The 17,518-nt window shown below is 64.1% G+C and carries 18 protein-coding genes; 9 read left to right on the top strand and 9 right to left on the bottom strand.

The genetic code is table 11. The annotated features are described in order from the left end of the window. Positions 1-22: 22 nt before the first annotated feature. Entirely contained in the window at positions 23-1,147 is a 1,125-nt protein-coding gene (locus tag NEK97_RS06820) for an LLM class flavin-dependent oxidoreductase (RefSeq protein ID WP_235521551.1), read from the top strand. After that, positions 1,147-1,614 (top strand): MarR family winged helix-turn-helix transcriptional regulator, encoded by a 468-nt coding sequence (locus NEK97_RS06825; protein WP_257369097.1) that lies wholly within the window; start codon positions 1,147-1,149, stop codon positions 1,612-1,614. Before NEK97_RS06820 ends, NEK97_RS06825 begins: the two co-directional genes overlap by 1 nt. On the opposite strand, the gene NEK97_RS06830 is transcribed toward NEK97_RS06825, so the two are convergent. Next, complete coding sequence (locus NEK97_RS06830; RefSeq protein ID WP_257369098.1) at positions 1,611-2,417, bottom strand: transglutaminase family protein; 807 nt, start codon at positions 2,415-2,417, stop codon at positions 1,611-1,613. The genes NEK97_RS06825 and NEK97_RS06830 overlap by 4 nt on opposite strands. Positions 2,418-2,486: 69 nt before the next feature. Then, positions 2,487-3,338: a hypothetical protein gene (locus NEK97_RS06835; protein WP_257369099.1), complete on the bottom strand. Its 852-nt coding sequence runs from the start codon at positions 3,336-3,338 to the stop codon at positions 2,487-2,489. A 54-nt stretch (positions 3,339-3,392) separates the two neighbouring features. On the opposite strand from NEK97_RS06835, the gene NEK97_RS06840 reads away from it, so the two are divergent. Continuing rightward, a complete protein-coding gene (locus NEK97_RS06840; protein WP_235521555.1) occupies positions 3,393-4,061 on the top strand; it encodes a DUF1684 domain-containing protein in 669 nt (222 codons plus the stop codon). Here NEK97_RS06840 and NEK97_RS06845 read toward each other — a convergent pair. After that, entirely contained in the window at positions 4,058-5,254 is a 1,197-nt protein-coding gene (locus NEK97_RS06845) for an SLC13 family permease (RefSeq protein WP_257369100.1), read from the bottom strand. The two genes, NEK97_RS06840 and NEK97_RS06845, sit on opposite strands and share 4 nt — an antisense overlap. Before the next feature lie 278 nt (positions 5,255-5,532). On the opposite strand from NEK97_RS06845, the gene NEK97_RS06850 reads away from it, so the two are divergent. Beyond that, the gene (locus NEK97_RS06850; protein WP_257369101.1) at positions 5,533-6,396 is read left to right on the top strand and encodes a fumarylacetoacetate hydrolase family protein; all 864 of its coding nucleotides are present in this window, start codon (positions 5,533-5,535) and stop codon (positions 6,394-6,396) included. 17 nt (positions 6,397-6,413) lie between these two features. Next, the gene (locus NEK97_RS06855) at positions 6,414-6,899 is read left to right on the top strand and encodes a GtrA family protein (RefSeq protein WP_257369102.1); all 486 of its coding nucleotides are present in this window, start codon (positions 6,414-6,416) and stop codon (positions 6,897-6,899) included. On the opposite strand, the gene NEK97_RS06860 is transcribed toward NEK97_RS06855, so the two are convergent. The 6 genes from NEK97_RS06860 to NEK97_RS06885 all read right to left on the bottom strand — a co-directional run bounded on the left by NEK97_RS06860 (position 6,853) and on the right by NEK97_RS06885 (position 13,383). After that, positions 6,853-8,061, bottom strand: coding sequence for a cysteine desulfurase family protein (locus NEK97_RS06860; RefSeq protein ID WP_257369103.1), 1,209 nt, complete (start codon positions 8,059-8,061; stop codon positions 6,853-6,855). The two genes, NEK97_RS06855 and NEK97_RS06860, sit on opposite strands and share 47 nt — an antisense overlap. Before the next feature lie 16 nt (positions 8,062-8,077). Then, entirely contained in the window at positions 8,078-8,956 is an 879-nt protein-coding gene (gene nadC / locus NEK97_RS06865) for a carboxylating nicotinate-nucleotide diphosphorylase (RefSeq protein WP_257369104.1), read from the bottom strand. After that, on the bottom strand, positions 8,949-10,748 hold the full coding sequence (locus NEK97_RS06870; protein WP_257369105.1) for an L-aspartate oxidase: 1,800 nt from the start codon (positions 10,746-10,748) through the stop codon (positions 8,949-8,951). Before NEK97_RS06870 ends, nadC begins: the two co-directional genes overlap by 8 nt. 35 nt (positions 10,749-10,783) lie before the next feature. Next, complete coding sequence (nadA, locus tag NEK97_RS06875) at positions 10,784-12,091, bottom strand: quinolinate synthase NadA (protein WP_257369106.1); 1,308 nt, start codon at positions 12,089-12,091, stop codon at positions 10,784-10,786. After that, positions 12,088-12,807 carry an NUDIX hydrolase gene (locus NEK97_RS06880; RefSeq protein ID WP_257369289.1) on the bottom strand — a complete coding sequence of 240 codons (720 nt, stop codon included), beginning with the start codon at positions 12,805-12,807 and terminating at the stop codon, positions 12,088-12,090. The genes nadA and NEK97_RS06880 overlap by 4 nt, the downstream gene beginning before the upstream one ends. A gap of 102 nt (positions 12,808-12,909) precedes the next feature. Beyond that, positions 12,910-13,383 (bottom strand): Lrp/AsnC family transcriptional regulator, encoded by a 474-nt coding sequence (locus NEK97_RS06885; protein WP_211711590.1) that lies wholly within the window; start codon positions 13,381-13,383, stop codon positions 12,910-12,912. A gap of 174 nt (positions 13,384-13,557) precedes the next feature. Between NEK97_RS06885 and NEK97_RS06890 the strand changes: the two genes are divergently transcribed. The 4 genes from NEK97_RS06890 (at position 13,558) to NEK97_RS06905 (ending at position 17,514) form a co-directional block, all read left to right on the top strand. Then, on the top strand, positions 13,558-14,940 hold the full coding sequence (locus NEK97_RS06890) for an amino acid permease (RefSeq protein ID WP_257369107.1): 1,383 nt from the start codon (positions 13,558-13,560) through the stop codon (positions 14,938-14,940). Between the two features lie 142 nt (positions 14,941-15,082). After that, positions 15,083-16,129 carry a thiamine pyrophosphate-dependent enzyme gene (locus tag NEK97_RS06895; RefSeq protein WP_257369108.1) on the top strand — a complete coding sequence of 349 codons (1,047 nt, stop codon included), beginning with the start codon at positions 15,083-15,085 and terminating at the stop codon, positions 16,127-16,129. Then, positions 16,122-17,192 carry an alpha-ketoacid dehydrogenase subunit beta gene (locus NEK97_RS06900; RefSeq protein ID WP_257369109.1) on the top strand — a complete coding sequence of 357 codons (1,071 nt, stop codon included), beginning with the start codon at positions 16,122-16,124 and terminating at the stop codon, positions 17,190-17,192. Before NEK97_RS06895 ends, NEK97_RS06900 begins: the two co-directional genes overlap by 8 nt. Then, a complete protein-coding gene (locus NEK97_RS06905; protein ID WP_211711587.1) occupies positions 17,185-17,514 on the top strand; it encodes a biotin/lipoyl-containing protein in 330 nt (109 codons plus the stop codon). Before NEK97_RS06900 ends, NEK97_RS06905 begins: the two co-directional genes overlap by 8 nt. Positions 17,515-17,518: the final 4 nt, after the last annotated feature.

The raw sequence follows: 17,518 nt of genomic DNA on the forward strand, positions 1-17,518 counted from the left end.
CGGGCAGGGAGAAAGGCACATCATGCAGATCGGTGTATTCAGCGTCAGCGACATCACGACTGACCCCACCACGGGCCGCACGCCCACGGAAAACGAACGCATCAAAGCCTCGGTGGCCATCGCCAAGAAGGTCGAAGAAATCGGCATGGATGTCTACGCCTTGGGCGAGCACCACAACCGCCCCTTCTTCTCCTCCTCCCCCACCACCACCTTGGCCTACATTGCGGCACAGACTGAGCGCATTACGCTCTCAACTGCCACCACCCTGATCACCACCAACGATCCGGTCAAGATCGCTGAAGACTTCGCCATGCTCCAGCACCTCTCCGATGGCCGTGTGGACCTGGTTCTCGGACGGGGCAACACCGCGCCGGTCTACCCATGGTTCGGGAAGAACATCCAGGACGGCATTGAGCTGGCCATCGAAAACTACAGCCTGCTGCGCAAGCTGTGGGATGAAGATACCGTGAACTGGTCGGGCAAGTTCCGCACCCCGCTGCAGAACTTCACCTCCACGCCGCGGCCGCTGGATGACGTCGCTCCCTTTGTGTGGCACGGTTCCATCAGGACTCCCCAGATCGCAGAAGTTGCCGCCTACTACGGTGACGGGTTCTTCGCCAACAACATTTTCTGGCCGAAGGAGCACTACCAGCAGCTGATCGGCTTGTACCGCGAACGCTACGCACACTACGGCCACGGGACTCCGGAGCAGGCCATCGTGGGCCTGGGCGGTCAGTTCTTCATGAGGAAGAACTCGCAGGATGCGGTCAAGGAATTCCGGCCGTACTTCGACAACGCTCCGGTGTACGGCCACGGACCGTCCTTGGAGGACTTCACCTCCCAGACGCCGTTGACCGTGGGCAGCCCGCAGGAAGTGATCGAAAAGACGCTCACGTTCCGCGAAGCATTCGGGGACTACCAGCGCCAGCTGTTCCTGATCGACCACGCTGGCCTTCCGCTGAAGACCGTACTGGAGCAGTTGGACCTCTTCGGTGAAGAGGTGCTGCCGGTCCTCCGCAAGGAGTACGCGGCCATGAAGCCGGCCAATGTACCCGACGCACCCACGCACGCTTCCCGTGTTGCGGCAGCGCTGGAGGCCAAGGTCAGCGAGTCCGCTGCTGCCGGGGCCGCGGGTCAGGACGCCTGATGTCCGCCCCAACAGGCACTGCGTCTTCCGCTGTTCGCCTCGCCGCAGAAACCTGGGAGTCGTTGTTCCGCTCCCAGGTGGCGGTGATGCGGAAGCTTCAGTCCGGACCGGCCTTCAAGACGCTCCCCGTCAAGGAGTACGACGTCCTGTTCACGCTGTCCAGGTGCCCGTCAGGGCAGCTTCGCCTCAACGAGATCAACGACAAGGTCCTGCTGAGCCAATCCAGCTTGAGCCGTTTGGTTGACCGTTTGGAGAAGCGTGGTTTGGTGGAGCGGACCGCAGCGCCCGACGACGGCCGTGGAGTCCTGCTCTCACTCACCGAATCAGGGCGCGAGTTACAGAAAACCATCGGCCGGGAGCATGTGCGCGACATAGCCAACCTGGTGGCTCCCGCGCTAACGCCGGAGGAGCAACGCGAGTTGTTGCGGCTGACCGAAAAGCTCAGGGCTTCGGTAGCGGGCCACTAGCGCAGGCTGACAAGCTCCCGGGGGTTCTCCTCCGGGAGCGTCCCGTTAACGGATGCGCTGACTTTGAGTGTCTTCAAGGACAGGCTGCCGCCCACCGTGGACAGGAACGCCGTGTCCGAGGAGTCGCGTCCCGCGGTGATGCGCAGCATGGATCCGCGCGGTGCCAGGCCAGTGGGGTCGATGACGTGCCAGGCACCGTCGATGAAGGCCTCAGCCACCGCATGGAAATCCATGGGGCTCAGGCCGGGTGCGTAGACAGCTGCCAAGCGCGCCGGAACATCCTTGGATCGCAGCAGGGCGATGGCCAGATGGGCAAAGTCCCGGCAAACACCCTTGCGGTGGAGCAGGGTCTCCACTGCCCCGTCGGTTCCCCGTGATGAGCCACTGACGTAGCGCAGCTCACCGTTGACCCAATCGCGGACGGCCTGGAGCAGTTCCGCGCCGTGCAGTCCGCCGAACTCGGCGTAGGAGGTCGGCAGCAGCCTGTCGGACTCCGCGTATCGGCTGGGCCTGACGTACCTGATTAGTTCCATGGGATCCGAGGTAGTGGGCTGCCCTACCCCGAGGACAGTGGCCCGGTAATCCACCGTGACTTCCGTGGGTTCATCGAATTCCAGGTAGTGGAAGCGGCCCCCGTGGTGGTCGCTGAGTTCGGCATACGGAACCTCGTTGCCGGCGGCGGTAATGGAGAGGCTCTCCGTGACCGAGTCGTACCCTGCGTTGCTGGCCACGGCAATGGCCATGGCCACTTTCGTGCTGGCTGCGGTCTTGAAAACGAGCGTGGCAGCTACGTTGCGTTCCATTAATCTCCGGAGTGGGTTGCGGCAGGCAGGCCCGTGCCGCCGTTTGCGTGGATCAGCCAAATCGCTGGGCTACAAATTGACCTTCAGTGACAGTAGCATCCGCTGGACGTTCGCAAAATCGGAGCCGTGGACTGCGTATTTGGCGGCCAGGTCCAAGGTATCGAATGCCTTGGCGGGAGCCACTTTCTCGTCTGCGGCAAACGCATGGATGGCTGGAACGTCCGCGAAGGAATAATCGCCCTTGCCGGCCGGCCCCTGGACCCGGTTCCGGAGTTCGCAGGACTGCCCGTCACTTCCTGCCACCACATTGGTGACGCCATAGGATCCAAAGAACTTGTAGCCCTGGATCACGCGGAAAACAACCCTGGGATCGATGGTTTCGGGACCTTCGGAATGCGGGAGGTCCAAGGGAACGCTGCTGATCACCACGTAGGGTCGCGACTGCCCGGCAGGGCAGGCAGAGGGGGCCTGTGCCGGCAGGCCCGTCTGGAGTGTAGCGACGTACTTCCCGGCCCCGTCCTTCACCTCGACCTTCACCGCGCCTGGCAGGGACCCTGCCTCCGGCGTGAGGGACTGGGCTATCCAATCTTCGGGCAACTCGAAGCTGACCGTCTTCGCGGGGTCGGTAAAGGTCTTCCAGGACAACGCTGTCGCCACGGGGCTGGCCGCTGCGCTGGGCGATTCACCCTGACCAGCCGACACGGAAGGCGAGCTGGACGCGGACTCGGCAGCCGTCGTCGTGCTCTCCGGCGTTGCCGTCCCGGATTCCGAGCTGTTGGGTTTGGAACTGATGGTGGGGCTGACCTGCGGGCCCTTGTTGTCGGCCGAACAGGCAACGCCAGCCAAAAGAACGCCGCATGCCAGTACTGCCGCGGCAACAGGCCGCATTGCCGGCCGGGTCGGGATCATCAAGCCCTTCATGGTCCCAGCCTATCGGCGGGGATAGTGCGACACGCACAGGGCTAGGCTGATGGTATGTCTCCTGACCAGTACGACGAATTTGAGGACACCCTGCCCACCATGTCGGCGGTCGATATTGCCGACTGGCGGTTGCGGACCTTCGCCCTGTACGACAAGGTACGGCAACTCGCAGCCACCAACCCGTTCGACGCCCATGTGTTCTGGCGCCAGGAACGGGATCTGATGTTCGCCACGCACCCGGCGTCGGCGCTCACTGCGGACATGAAGGCGCGCTTTTCCGGATTGCGAACCGCCGACTACGACCCCTCCTTCCGGATGTACGCTGCGCTCTCGCCTGAAGGTACCGGCCAGGAGATGAACGTCGAAACGGGCACGGACGGCGTGGTGCCCTTCACCAGGATCGGCACCTTCGAACTTCCCGGGCTCGGTTCCCTGGCCGTATGGCGGCTGAGGAGCTACGGCGGAGGAATATTCGTTCCCTTCCGTGACGCCACCGCCGGGAAACCAGGCGGAAGTTACGGTGCTGGCAGGTACCTGTTGGATACGGTCAAGGGATCCTTCCACGGAACGAGGGGCTCTGGAGGGGAGCAGGAGTTTATTCTCGACTTCAACTTCGCCTATAACCCGTCCTGCGCCTACAACGAAGCCTGGGCGTGCCCGCTGGCAGGACCGGCCAACCGGCTGGCCGCGGACATTCCAGTAGGCGAACTGTATCTGGGCTAGCCAAAAAGCCCGCCCGGGCTTACCCCGGCGAGCGCAGCCACCGCCGCGACGATGGTTAAGGGGGCCACGATCAGGCCGAGCAGTGCATACCCTTTCCATTTGACCAGGACGTTCATGCGGACCAGCCGATCGTGCCACAGGAGGGTGGCCAACGACGCCCACGGTGCCACCAGCGGTCCGGCGTTGACGCCCACCAGCAACGCGGCCATCCTTTCCGGGGTTCCAGCCAGGGGCTCGGCCAGCAGGTAGGCGGGCAGGTTATTGACGACGTTGGAACCCAGGGCACCTGTCATGGCCAACCGCAACAGTTCAATGAAGCCATTGCCTTCGCCCGCTGCTTGCCCCAGCAGCGCTGATGCGCCAATGTACTGGGCGGCCTCCACCACCAGGAACAGCCCGCAGGTAAACAGCAGCAACGACCACGGGATCAGGGTTATCGTCAGCACCTTGGGTCGCCGGACGGCGAACGCCACTACCAGGATCGCGGCCGCTGCAGTTGCGGGAATCCAGATAGCCACGCCGGAAACCAGCGCCGGCAAGAGAAGTACCAGCACAATTGCGCTGACCAGCAGCAGGGTCTTGTCCTGCGACGCTTTGGACTGGGCCGGGACTGGCGGCCTTGTGGAATCCCGCGCATAGGTCCTGCGCAGATCGCGCCTGAAGACGATTCCTATGAAAGCCAAGGGGACCACAACCGCGGCCAATGACGGCGCCCACATCAGCTGGGCAAACTGTGCCGGGCTGATTCCGCCCAGATTGTGCTGCGCCAGGAGATTGGTCAGGTTGGAGATGGGAAGCAGGAGGCTGGCCGTGTTCGCCAGCCAGACCGTTGTCAGGGCGAAGGGCAGGACAGGCAGGCCCGCCTGGCGTGCCACAGTGACAACGACCGGAGTGAGGAGCACGGCCGTGGTGTCCAGGGAAAGGAAGACCGTGCTGAGCGTGGCGAACAGGGCCAGCAGCAACCACAGCAGGACGGCGCGGCCACGTCCCCACCCGCGCAAATGCCGGGCGATCCACTGGAAGGCACCGCCTTCGCTGACGAGCTCGGTCACCACCGTCATGGCGACGACGAAGGCCAGGATCGGGGCTACCCTCTCGACCAGAACGGTCACTTCGTGCCAGGGCAGGATACCGGTGGCAACGGTGACCCCGCCCGCCACAAGGAGGATCAAACCAATTATCGCCAGACGCATGGAACGGATTCTAAGCCCGCGTTCTGTGTTCTTTCTGCGCGGCACGGCCCCACAGCCGCCTGCGGGCCAGTTAACCCCGACGGGCCCGAGTACTTCGCCTCGCCCACACCGAGCGGACCGAGAACCTGGCCAGCAGCGACGGTCCGGGCGTCAAAGTCTGGCTCAGAGCTCACCGGATGAGCGTTGCGAGGCCCGCTCTGCGCGGATCGGATGGGATATGGGGCGTCAACCGGGCCTCACAACGCAGTAGACCTTCACAGAGGACGTAGGATGTCTTCATGACATCACGCCTTCCCCGTCGTATCGCCCGTGTTCGCCCTGTTGCCGCAGAATCCTCCACGGACCAGGCTCCCGACGAACAATTCTTCGTGGCCAACGATGCCGCTGACTTCGACTCCGCTGAGGGCAGGACGTGGACGATCATCGACTCGCCTTTCCCTGCATCGCGGGCCAATGCGTCCAGCTCCAACCGCCAAGGGTGGGAATTGGGCACCGAGGTCAGTGAAGACAGCTTCCATTTCCTGGCGCCCTCCGTACCGGTCAACGTCTTCGGGATGGCCCACAACACCGGACAATCAGGCCGCGACCTGCCGCCCCAGGCATTCCACAAAGCGGCGTCCAGCGTGATCGGCCCGGGCGAGGCGATCCAGCTGGGCTCGACGGTGGGCCACGTGGACCCTGAAGCTGAGTTGACCGTCGTCGTGGGCTGTAAGGCGCGGGGCCTGACCCTCGAATCGGCGAAATCGGCAATCCTGGGTTACACCATCGGCAATGATGTCTCTGCCCGCGACCTCCAGAAGTCTGACGAACTGTGGATCAGCGCCAAGAGCCAGGACACCTTCACCCCGGCTGGCCCCTGGATCGTCACGGAGCTGGATGACTCAGCCCTCTCCATCGGTATAGTCCACAACGGCACCGAACTAAGGACCGCCAGTTCGGCGGACCTCGGCTGGAAAGTGGATGAGATCCTGGTTTACCTGACCTCGTTTATGACCCTGCAACCCGGCGACCTTGTGCTCACGGGATTCCCGGCAGAGTCGGCGCGCATCCGTCCCGGGGACACGGTGGTGTGCCGGGTGGAAGGCATCGGCGAGCTGCACAACCCCGTCACCGGCGCATCCTGGGAGGAGCACCCGGCTTAGTGTGTCAGGCTTAACCCATGGAGATCGCCGCGGAAGCCACTGAGCTACGCTCCTCTCCCCCACTCAAGCCGCCCAGAAAGCGGCATCGCGGCGTCCTGAAGTACCCGGTGGTGCGCCAACTGCTGCGGTTCACGGGCGTCGGTATCGTGTGCACAGCCAGTTCGTTGGCCCTTTATGCGTTGCTGCGTCCCGTGATTGACCCACAACTGGCCAACGCTGTTGCCCTGATCGTGACGTCCTTGATGAACACTGCGTTGAACCGGCGCCTCACCTTCAAGATCACAGGCAAGAAGAAACGGGCCAAAGACCACCTCAGCGGCGCCATCGTCATCGGCATTGCGCTGGTCATCACGGGCGGCAGCTTGGGGCTTCTGCATCTGTTCAAGCCCGGAGCCACGGTAACCGAGGAGCTCTGGACCACCACATTGTCCGGGTTCGTGGCCACGGCAGTTCGTTTCACCCTGCTGCGGCACTGGATTTTCCGGCGCGCCCGCCACGTGTAGCCGGGCTGGCTACTGCGAGCTTACGGACACGTCCGACGGCGGTTTCCACGGCTGCGGCCGCCTGCTCCAGTTCGGCGTCCGTAACAGCTGATGTGAAGCTGAAGCGCACGGCGGTTTGCGCAGTTTCGGGGGCAATGCCGAGGGCCAGCAGAACGGGCGACGGCGCATCGGAACCGGCCGCGCACGCCGAGCCACTGGAGCACACCACACCCAGCCGCTCAAGCTCCAGCAGCACCGATTCGCCGCTGGTTCCCGGGATGCAGAACGACGCAACCGAGGGCAACCGCAGGCTTCGGTGGCCTGTGAGCATGGAGTCGGGCACGGCCTGAAGTACCCGGTTGATAAACCCGTCGCGCAGCACCGACACTCTGGCCGCCTGTTCCTGCTGCTCGGCGTGCGAGAGCCTCAGTGCTGTGGACAGGGCCACGGCCCCGGCAACGTTTTCGGTGCCCGAGCGCCTGCCCCGTTCCTGGCCTCCGCCATGGACCAGTGGCTCAACCCGCAAGCGACCCCTGGTGAACAGCACGCCGGATCCCTTGGGCGCTCCCAGCTTGTGCCCGGAGATACTCATCGCGTCCACGCCGAGGGCCTTGACGTCCACAGGGAGCCACCCTGCAGCCTGCACGGCGTCCGTATGGAACGGCACGTTGTACTCCCTGGCCACGGCGGCAAGTTCGGCGACCGGTTGGACGGTTCCGATCTCGTTGTTCGCGTACATGATGCTCACCAGGGCAGTGTCCGGACGCAGCACTGCCCGCAGCGCCGCCACAGTGACCATTCCCTGGCCATCGACCGGGACAACATCGACGTCGAAACCGTGCACTCGCTGGAGGTAGCGGGCCGATTCTTCAACAGCCGGGTGTTCAATTGCGCTGATGACCACACGGCTCAGCGACGGATCCGTCGCCCGCCTGGCCAAGGCAATGCCCTTGACTGCCAGGTTGTCCGCTTCTGTTCCTCCCGAGGTGAACGTCACCTCGCCGGCGCGGCAGTTCAATACCTTCGCGACGCCGGTGCGCGCCTCTGCGAGCGCAGTGGCAGCGGCCTCGCCCAGGCTGTGATGGCTGGAGGGGTTGCCGAACTCGCCGCTCAGGTACGGCCACATGGCATCCAGGGCTTCGCGACGGATCGGAGTGGTGGCTGCGGCATCGAGGAAGATCATGGGAATGACGTTGTTCCTAGGGTTGCGATGTGGTGAGTTCGATGTCGAGGCCCAGGTCCAAAGCGTTCACGCTGTGGGTCAGTGCGCCGACGGAAATGACATCCACGCCGGCCGCTGCGATCCCGGTGACGGTGTTGATGTTCACGTTGCCGCTGGCTTCGACGATGGCACGGCCGTCCACCTGCTTGACACCGGCGCGGAGTTCTTCAACGGAGAAGTTATCCAGCATGATGGTGTCAACGCCGGCCGCCAGTACCGGTTCGATCTGTTCGGCGCTGTCCACTTCGACTTCGAAATGCGTGGTGTGGCCCAGCTGGGCCTTGGCCGCTGCCAACAGCTCGGTGAGTTTGGTGGTGTCACCGCCTGTCATGACGGCCAGGTGGTTGTCCTTGGCCAGGACAGCATCGGAGAGGCTGTACCGGTGGTTCGCTCCTCCGCCACAACGCACGGCGTAGCGTTCGAGCACCCGAAGTCCGGGAGTGGTTTTCCGCGTATCCGTAATACGGGCGCGGGTGCCTTCAACCAGCCTGACGAACTCGGCCGTCTTGGTGGCTATCGCGCTCATTCGCTGCACCAGGTTGAGCCCTACGCGTTCAGCCAGCAGCACCGAGCGGGCGCTGCCGCTGACCCGCGCAAGGTGCGTGCCGGCGTCGAACGCTTCACCGTCGGCGAGCAGCAGCTCAACGTCGGTGTCCGGGTCCACCAGCTTCATAGCGTCGCGGAATACCGTGCCACCGCTGAACACGCCAGGAACGCGCGCGTTCAGCACGGCCGTGGCCCTGGCCTCAGCAGGAATCAGCAGCTGGGAGGTGATGTCGCCACTCGGCGCGTCCTCCGCGAACGCCCGTTCAAGAATCTCCCGGACTGGGGCTGCGGGGAGGGTCAGGTTAGTCATGGACGAGGCTCGCTTTCCGGCTCATGGTGTAAGTCTGGTCAAAATGTTCGACGGCGGCCGGTTCGGTCACGCTGTCGCTGCGGTAGTGCGCCCCCAGGGACCCACGCCGCTTCCGGGCAGCCTGCACCAGCAACTGCCCGGCGAGCAGCAGGTTCGCATCCTCATGCTCCCGCACATCAAGGGAGTCAGGAACTGTGAACGGAAGAACGTCGCCCTCCCACTCACCAAGGGCCGCGGCAGCCTCAGCCAACAAGACCCCGTTGCGCAGGACCCCGGCCTTGGCTGTCATGAGTTTCTGGAGCGCACTCCGGGAGAACGCGGAGCAGCCGTCGTGAGCAAGCGGAGACGGGAGGGGCTCCGCACCAAGCGGCACCGAAGGCCCCGACAGCGCCGTTGTCGCGTGAACGCCCGAACCGGCCGCCGAGCCTGCGAGGCGAGCGCCGGTACGAGGCGTGAGCGCAGGCGCCAAGGGGCCTGCGGCGTCGCGGCCACCAGCGTCAGCCGACACCATGAACGCACACACAGCCCGGCGCCCGAACACCAGTCCCTCAAGCAACGAATTACTGGCCAAGCGGTTGGCACCCTGCACACCGGTACAAGCAACTTCACCGGCAGCCAGCAAACCGGGAACAGAGCTCCGGCCGTGCAGGTCGGTCACCACCCCACCCATCCAGTAGTGCGCGGCTGGCGCTACGGGAACGGGTTCCCGGGTCCAGTCGATACCGGCTTGCCGGGTGTGTTTGCTGAGGGTCGGGAATCGCTTTTCCAGAAATCCCTGCCCTCGTGCCTCTTCGACCACGGTGGCGTCCAGGAAGACGTGGCCGTTGGGGTCGTTGAGTTTTGCCAGGTGCAGGGCGATGCTGCGTGAGACCACGTCCCTGGGGGCGAGTTCGGCATCCGGATGGTAGTCGGGCATGAAGCGGTGGCCAGTGGCGTCCACCAGGGTGGCCCCTTCACCGCGGACTGCTTCGGAGATCAGCAAAGGGGCGGTGCTGCTCTGGCTGCCCGATGAGTCCCAGCCGATGCCGACACGGACCATGCACGTGGGGTGGAATTGGAAGAACTCCAGATCGGACACAGCAGCGCCGACGCGCCACGCCAGCGCCAGTCCGTCAGCCGTGGCCACGGAAGGATTGGTGGTCTGCGCGAACAGCTGCCCAGCGCCTCCTGTGGCGAGCAGTACGGCGTCGCCCTGGATGCTGTGGTGGCGTCCGTCCTGGATATAATCGGCACCCGAGATGCGAACCTCGCCAGCGAAGCCGACGCCCTGGGTCAGGGACGTGACAAACGCATGGCTGATCACCCGGATCCTGCCGGCGGCCTGGAAGTCCAGGACAGTCCGGATCAGTGCGGCGGCAACCCCGGCCCCGGTGGCGTCGCCGCCTGCGTGAAGGATGCGTGGCGCTGAGTGGGCGGCTTCCAGGCCCAGGGCGGGGTCGCCGTCGTCGTCAACGTCGAAGCGGACCCCGAACCGTTCCAGCCCGGCGATGTCCAGCCTTGCCTCGGTGCACAGCACCCGCACGGCTTCTTCGTTGCAGTGCCCGGCGCCCGCTTTGAGGGTGTCAGCGATGTGGGCGGCGACCGTATCCCCGGGCGCCGGCTCGTCCAGGACCGCTGAGATGCCACCTTGGGCGTAATAGGTGTTGCTGTCCGCAAGGGCCCCCTTGGTCAGCAACACCACCTCAGCGCCCGCTTCCGCGGCCAGCAACGCGGAGTACAGTCCCGCGATACCGCTTCCGACGACGATCAGCCGCTTGGGCCGGGGCCCTCCAGCAACGCTCTCTGTGGTCATGCGAGGCTCTCTTCAACTAGGGGTAATGCCTGGTGCTAGGCAGGCTTGGCGGCCAGCATGCGTTCCAGGGCAACTTTTGCGTTGTCCTGTACGGCGTCGTCCACAGTGATGCGGTTGACGATGCGTCCTTCGACGAGTTCCTCCAGCACCCAGGCGAGGTAGCCGGGGTGGATGCGGTACATGGTGGAACACGGGCAAATGACGGGGTCGAGGCAGAAGATGGTGTGCTGCGGGTTTTCCGCGGCAAGCCTGTTGACCATGTTGATTTCTGTGCCGATGGCGAAAGTGGTGGGTTCGGTGGCGGCGGCTATGGCCTTCTTGATGAAGTCGGTGGACCCGGCGGAGTCAGCTGCGTCCACTACCTCCATGGGGCATTCGGGGTGCACGATCACGTTGACGCCCGGGAAGTCCTGGCGGGCTTTTTCGATCTGGCCTACGTTGAACCGCTTGTGCACCGAGCAGAAACCGTGCCAGAGGATCACCCGGGAATCGAGCAGTGCCTGCTCATCGTTGCCGCCGAGTTCCTTGCGCGGGTTCCACATGGGCATCTGCTCCAACGGGACGCCAAGGGCTTTGGCCGTGTTGCGCCCGAGGTGCTGATCGGGGAAGAAGAGGACGCGCTGTCCGCGTTCGAAAGCCCATTCCAGGACCACTTTGGCGTTGGAGGACGTGCAGACAATACCTCCGTTCCGGCCACAGAAGGCCTTGAGCGCGGCAGAGGAATTCATGTAGGTGACGGGAATGACCGGTACCCGGCCGTCAGCATCCGGTTCTGTGCCGAAGATTTCCTCCAGCTGCTCCCAGCATTCCTCCACGGAGTCCTCATCTGCCATGTCTGCCATGGAGCAGCCGGCGGCGAGGTTGGGCAGGATGACGGCCTGCTCGGGTGTGGAGAGGATGTCCGCAGTCTCGGCCATGAAATGGACGCCGCAGAAGATGATGGCTTCGGCATCGGGCTTGGTCAGCGCGGCGTTGGCCAGTTGGAAGGAGTCGCCCACAAAGTCCGCGTACTGGATGACTTCGTCGCGCTGGTAGAAGTGGCCAAGGATGACCGCCCGGTCCCCGAGCGTGGCCTTGGCGGCCCGGATGCGGGCGTCAAGTTCGGCGTCGGAGGCTTTCTTGTACTCTTCCGGCAGCTGGCCCTGGCGTGGCGTGGCCTTCGGCGCGACATCATTGCTGGAGGCACCCGGGCCGTAGGCCGGCTCGCCTGCGAGTGCCTCGGCAAGGTCGTATTCCCATGGGCCCCTGGCCAATGCCGGGCTGCACGTGGACCCTGCACGGGAGAGGCCTTCCTCGGCTTCTTCGCGAGTGATCAGTTGGACGGCAGTGTTGACGCTGCTCATGGTGTACTCCTGTTATCTGGCCCGAGGCCGGGCGTGCCGGTGAAGCGGTAGAGGCGTGGCGGACGGTGTTTTCCGCCTTGCAGGTATTCACCGGTTTCTTCGATCTCCGGTGTGGCTTTGATGTGTCGGCGGAAGTTGGCGGGATCCAGCTGGCGGTCCAGCACGGCTTCGTAGACTTCCCGAACCTGGGCGAGGGTGAAGAACTCTCCCAGCAGGTGGTAGGCAATGGACCCGTAGGCCATCTTGTTCCGAAGCCGCCACAGCGCGTAGTCGACGATGGCGTTGTGGTCGAATGCCAGCTCGCCGAGTTTGTCGGCACGGAACCACCGGACATTCTCCGACTCGTCCGCCAGTGCGGCCTCGGTGGGTTGCACCAAGGCCCAATACACGATGGAAACGACGCGCTGGGTCGGTGATCGATGGAGTCCGCCAAAGGCGTAGAGCTGCTCAAGGTAATGCGGGGTTAGTCCCGTGGTGTCCCGCAGGTTCCGGGAGGCTGCATCCTGCAGGGACTCATCATGCGCCAGAGGGCCGCCGGGCAATGCCCACATGTCCCGGTACGGTTCACGGATCCGGCGGACGAGCGGCAGCCACAGCGTCGGGCGGCCGGACGTCTCGCTGGGGCGGAGGGCGAAAATCACCGTTGAGATGGCCAACGACGGCGGCGCGAGCCGCCGTTCGGCGACATTGGCTGAGCTGGTGTTCACGGCGTTCACCTCGCTTCGTCGCCGCTGCAATCCTGATCGGATCTTAGTTAAAGTCATGTTGACTAGAACTAATGGTACGACTCAATCCGCGGTCCCGCAAAATGCTTTGCGTCACACTGACTTGGCTGCTGCCTCCATCAGGGGAAGGGTCCGCCCCTGAATGTGGCTGTTCAGCACAATGACCGAGGAACAACGGACCACTGACTTCGTGGCGATCATGGCATCGAGCACCCTCTGCATGTCGGGATTGGACCTCGCGGCTATGCGGACCATAAGGTCCGAGTTCCCCGTGACCGTGTGGACCTCGATGATCTCCGGAATCGCGCCCAGGCTTTCGATGATCGCGTCATGGCCGATTTCCTGCGTGATGGTCACCGAACAGAAGGCCACTACGGGAAACCCGAAGTTTGCCGGATCCGGCTGCGGCACCCAAGAGCCTATGACCCCGTTTTCGATCATTCGGTCGATCCGGGACTGCACCGTAGCCCTCGCGACCTTCAGCACCCGCGACGCTTCCAGCACCGAAGATCGCGGCGAATCGGTGAAGAAACGTACAATTTTTGCATCAAGCGCATCGACCAGCATCAAAGTTCCTGTCCCCTGGGTTTCCTACCCATCACATCGCCACGGCAAAAAGTGATGTATCTTACAAACTGCGAGAATTATTCCACGGCTCTTGCTGCGTCGTCGACGCCCGCGTGCCAAGCCTATGAAGCCGGCACGCCAAACCAGCATGAAATCCATAGAAGGTAGACACGTATGACAACGAAGTCCATCGCGGCTCCTGCATCAACGGCCGGCCTCGGCCACTCACTCAAACCGCGCCAGCTGACCATGATGGGACTGGGCAGCGCCATCGGCGCCGGCCTCTTCCTTGGGTCAGGGGCGGGAGTCCAGGCCGCCGGGCCGGCTGTCCTGATTTCCTACCTCGTCGCCGGAACGCTCATCATCCTCGTCATGTGGGCGCTGGGTGAGATGGCAGCTGCGAACCCCAACAGCGGGGCATTCTCGGTCTACGCCGAAAAGGCCCTCGGCAAAACGGCCGGCGGCACCATCGGCTGGCTCTGGTGGCTCCAGCTAGTGGTGGTCATCGCCGCTGAAGCCCTCGGGGCGGCAGGGTTGCTGTTCTCCGTCTGGCCAGTCATCCCAATATGGATACTGGCCCTGGTCTTCATGGTGGCCTTCACCGGGATCAACCTCGTAGGCGTCCGCAACTTCGGCGAGTTCGAATTCTGGTTCGCCATCCTCAAGGTCGCCGCGATTGTCATCTTCCTGCTCATCGGCGCAGCGCTGCTGTTTGGTTGGCTGCCGAACGTACCCTCACCGGGCCTCTCCGCGTTCGGGGATTTCGCTCCCCACGGTATTGGTGGCATTGCCGCCGCACTGTTCGTAGTGATCTTCGCCTTCGGTGGAACCGAGATTGTCAGCGTTGCCGCCGCGGAAACCGAAAACCCCGCCCACAGCGTCGGCAAGGCGATCCGCACTGTCGTATGGCGCATCCTTGTTTTCTACATCGGTTCGGTCTTCGTCATCGCAGCCGTCCTCCCCGTAGGTTCAGAAGGCCTGAAGTCCCCGTTCGCCGGAGTCCTGGACCTCGCAGGGATTCCCGGCGCAGGCGCAGCAATCACCCTGGTAGCTGTTGTGGCGTTGCTCTCGGCACTGAACGCCAACCTCTACGGTGCCTCGCGGATGATCTTCTCCCTCTCCGAGCGCGGGGAAGCTCCCCGGCTCCTGTCCCGCCTGAGCGCTTCGAAGGTTCCGGTAGCCGCCGTCGGCGTTTCAGTTGCCTTCGGCTTCATCGCAACCATCCTGGAACTGCTGTTCCCGGACAAGATCCTGCCGGCGCTCCTGAACCTGGTCGGCTCCACCTGCCTGGTGGTCTGGGGCACCGCACTGGTGTCCCAGTTCATCCTGCGCCGCAGGGCGGACCGGGAGGGAACCGAATTGCCGCTTCGGATGAAAGGCTTCCCCTACCTCACCATCGTTGGCCTGGTCCTGCTGGGCCTCATCCTTGTGGTGGGCTTCGCCAACCCCGAAAGCGCCGGCCAGTTGGTGGGCACCTTCCTGCTGATCCTGGCCATTGCTGCCGGCTGCTTCCTCAACGCGAGGGCAAAAGCCGCCAAGGCTGCAGCGGGCGCCTAAAACCCCTCCTGCCAGCAAGCATCCAGAAGCCCTGCACAGTTTGTACTGTGCAGGGCTTCTGCGTGTGCCCAAATTGTACAAAGTGTTCCGTTTGAAGTGAGCTGATTGCGCACAGTCGAGCCCGGTGACTAGGGTCACAGCCATGACTCTCAAACCTGTGCTGGCCGCACTCGATGATGATGCGGCCCCGCTCACCCACCATCAACTCCGTGAGCTGTACACCCTGATGGCTGCCGTCCGCCACCTCGACACTGCCGCAGTCGCCTGGCAGCGCCAGGGCATCATTCCCGGCTACGCCCCCGAGCTTGGCCAGGAGGCCGCGCAGGTGGGCAGCGGATACGCCGTGGACCGCGCCCGCGACTTCGTTTTCCCCACCTACCGCGAAATGGGCGTTGCCCGCGCCATGGGCGTGGACATGGTGGGCTACATGTCCACACACAAGGCAACCTGGCACGGCGGCATGTACAACCCGCTGGAATCCAGGTTCGCACCCATCCAGGCAGTGGTTGCGGGTTCCGTCCTGCACGCCGTCGGATGGGCGCATGGCCAAACCCTTGCCGGAGCACAAGAGACGGGGGTTGCCGTGACGTACTTCGGGGACGGCGCCTCATCCCAGGGTGACGTCCATGAAGCCATGAACTTCGCATCCGTTATGAAGGCCCCGGTGGTGTTCTTCATCCAGAACAACGGCTGGGCCATCTCCGTCCCGACCGAACGGCAGGTTGCCGGCGGTTCCGTCGCCGCCCGCGCCGCCGGATACGGCATCCCGTCACTCCAAGTGGACGGCAACGACGTGGTGGCAGTCTTCGAAGCCACCCGTTCGGCCCTCGCACATTGCCGCTCCGGCAACGGCCCCGTGGTGATCGAAGCCATGACCTACCGCCGCGGCCCGCACTCCACCGCAGACGATCCCGGCAGGTACCGCACGCTCGATGAGGAACGGCTCGGCGCGGGCGAGGACCCGCTGGAACGCTTCAAGCAGCGCCTGCTCGCGGACGGGGTGGCCGACGAGGCCTTCATCGCCGAGGCTCAGCGCAAGGCAGCCGAGGAAGAGGAAACCATCCGGGCCGGGATCGCAGACCTCGGCCCGCGCCCAGGCGCTGAGATGTTCAGCCTGGTCTTCCAGGAGCCAACGCCCGCCCTTCAATCCCAGGCCACCGCGTGGCGCGAGGAGTCCGAACATGCCTGAGACCACCACCGCTGAGGCCACGGCAACCACCGCCGTCGGCATTCAACAGCTTTCCATGCAGCAGGCCCTGAACCGGGCCCTCGACGAAATCCTTAACGAGAACCCCAAGACGGTGATCTTTGGAGAGGACTGCGGCCAACTCGGCGGAGTTTTCCGCATCACCGACGGCCTCCAAGCCAAACATGGCGAGGCGCGCGTTTTCGACACCCCCCTTGCCGAGTCGGGCATCCTGGGCATGTCCGTTGGCTTAGCCATGGCCGGCTTCCACCCCATTCCGGAGGTCCAGTTTGACGGTTTCGCGTACCCGGCGATCAACCAGATCGTCTGCCAGATCGCCCGGATGAACTACCGAAGCCGCGGCACGCTGCCCATGCCGATCACGCTGCGCGTCCCCAGCTTCGGTGGCATCCGCGCCCCCGAGCACCATGGCGAAAGCCTTGAAGCACTGTTCGCCCATGTGCCCGGCCTGAAAGTGGTTTCGCCGTCGAACCCGCACGACGCCTACCATCTCCTCAAGTACGCTGCCAGCCGTCCGGACCCGGTCATCTTCATGGAACCAAAGTCCCGGTACTGGCAGAAGGGACCGGTGGACGTCGCGTCCGCCGACCAGGACACAGCCGCGCACGACGGCGGAACGGACGACGCCGGAAGCCTCACCGGCGCCCGCGTGGCCAGGGAAGGCCGGCACCTTACGCTGGTGGCCTGGGGAGCCATGGTCTCCCGCTGCCTTCAGGTGGCTGAACTGGCGGCCGAGGACGGCATCGACATCGAAGTCCTGGACCTGCGCTGGCTCAAGCCCATCGATGCCGAAGCACTGGCGACATCCGTGGGCAAGACGCGGCGCGCCGTCGTCGTCCATGAAGCGCCGCTCACCTCCGGCCTTGGGGCCGAAGTTGCGCAACTGATTACCCAGAGCTGTTTCGCGACACTCAAGGCACCGGTGGAGCGTGTGACCGGCTTCGACGTCCCTTATCCCTCCGGTGACCTGGAGGACGAATACATCCCCAACATCGATCGCATCCTCTTTGGGATCCAACGAGTACTGGAGTACCGCCGTGGCTGAAATTTCCTTCCCGCTTCCCGATCTCGGTGAAGGCCTCATCGAAGCAACCGTGCTCGAATGGCTGGTCGAACCCGGCCAGCAGGTCGAACGCAACCAGGCGATCGTCGAGCTCGAAACCAGCAAGTCAGCCCTCGAGTTGCCCAGCCCGCAGGCAGGTAAAGTGGTGCGTATTCACGGGGCGCCCGGTGAGACCATCAACGTTGGCGAACCGCTGATCGTGTTCGAGGTTCCGGATGACACCGCCGGAATCGTGGGCACTGTTCCGAAGGACGAAGCACCCAAGCGCCGGGTCCGCCTGAGCGCCGTACTCGATGAGGACTGACACC

The organism is Paenarthrobacter sp. UW852, from assembly GCF_024608385.1.
Classification (GTDB): domain Bacteria; phylum Actinomycetota; class Actinomycetes; order Actinomycetales; family Micrococcaceae; genus Arthrobacter.

Coding starts and splice junctions, on each gene's coding strand:
- nadC (WP_257369104.1), bottom strand. CDS start 8,956: ATGACTAACCTGACCCTCCCCGCAGCCCCAGTCCGGGAGATTCTTGAA.
- NEK97_RS06840 (WP_235521555.1), top strand. CDS start 3,393: ATGTCTCCTGACCAGTACGACGAATTTGAGGACACCCTGCCCACCATG.
- NEK97_RS06890 (WP_257369107.1), top strand. CDS start 13,558: ATGACAACGAAGTCCATCGCGGCTCCTGCATCAACGGCCGGCCTCGGC.
- NEK97_RS06895 (WP_257369108.1), top strand. CDS start 15,083: ATGACTCTCAAACCTGTGCTGGCCGCACTCGATGATGATGCGGCCCCG.
- NEK97_RS06845 (WP_257369100.1), bottom strand. CDS start 5,254: ATGCGTCTGGCGATAATTGGTTTGATCCTCCTTGTGGCGGGCGGGGTC.
- nadA (WP_257369106.1), bottom strand. CDS start 12,091: ATGAGCAGCGTCAACACTGCCGTCCAACTGATCACTCGCGAAGAAGCC.
- NEK97_RS06820 (WP_235521551.1), top strand. CDS start 23: ATGCAGATCGGTGTATTCAGCGTCAGCGACATCACGACTGACCCCACC.
- NEK97_RS06825 (WP_257369097.1), top strand. CDS start 1,147: ATGTCCGCCCCAACAGGCACTGCGTCTTCCGCTGTTCGCCTCGCCGCA.
- NEK97_RS06830 (WP_257369098.1), bottom strand. CDS start 2,417: ATGGAACGCAACGTAGCTGCCACGCTCGTTTTCAAGACCGCAGCCAGC.
- NEK97_RS06850 (WP_257369101.1), top strand. CDS start 5,533: ATGACATCACGCCTTCCCCGTCGTATCGCCCGTGTTCGCCCTGTTGCC.
- NEK97_RS06835 (WP_257369099.1), bottom strand. CDS start 3,338: ATGAAGGGCTTGATGATCCCGACCCGGCCGGCAATGCGGCCTGTTGCC.
- NEK97_RS06855 (WP_257369102.1), top strand. CDS start 6,414: ATGGAGATCGCCGCGGAAGCCACTGAGCTACGCTCCTCTCCCCCACTC.
- NEK97_RS06870 (WP_257369105.1), bottom strand. CDS start 10,748: ATGACCACAGAGAGCGTTGCTGGAGGGCCCCGGCCCAAGCGGCTGATC.
- NEK97_RS06860 (WP_257369103.1), bottom strand. CDS start 8,061: ATGATCTTCCTCGATGCCGCAGCCACCACTCCGATCCGTCGCGAAGCC.
- NEK97_RS06900 (WP_257369109.1), top strand. CDS start 16,122: ATGCCTGAGACCACCACCGCTGAGGCCACGGCAACCACCGCCGTCGGC.
- NEK97_RS06885 (WP_211711590.1), bottom strand. CDS start 13,383: ATGCTGGTCGATGCGCTTGATGCAAAAATTGTACGTTTCTTCACCGAT.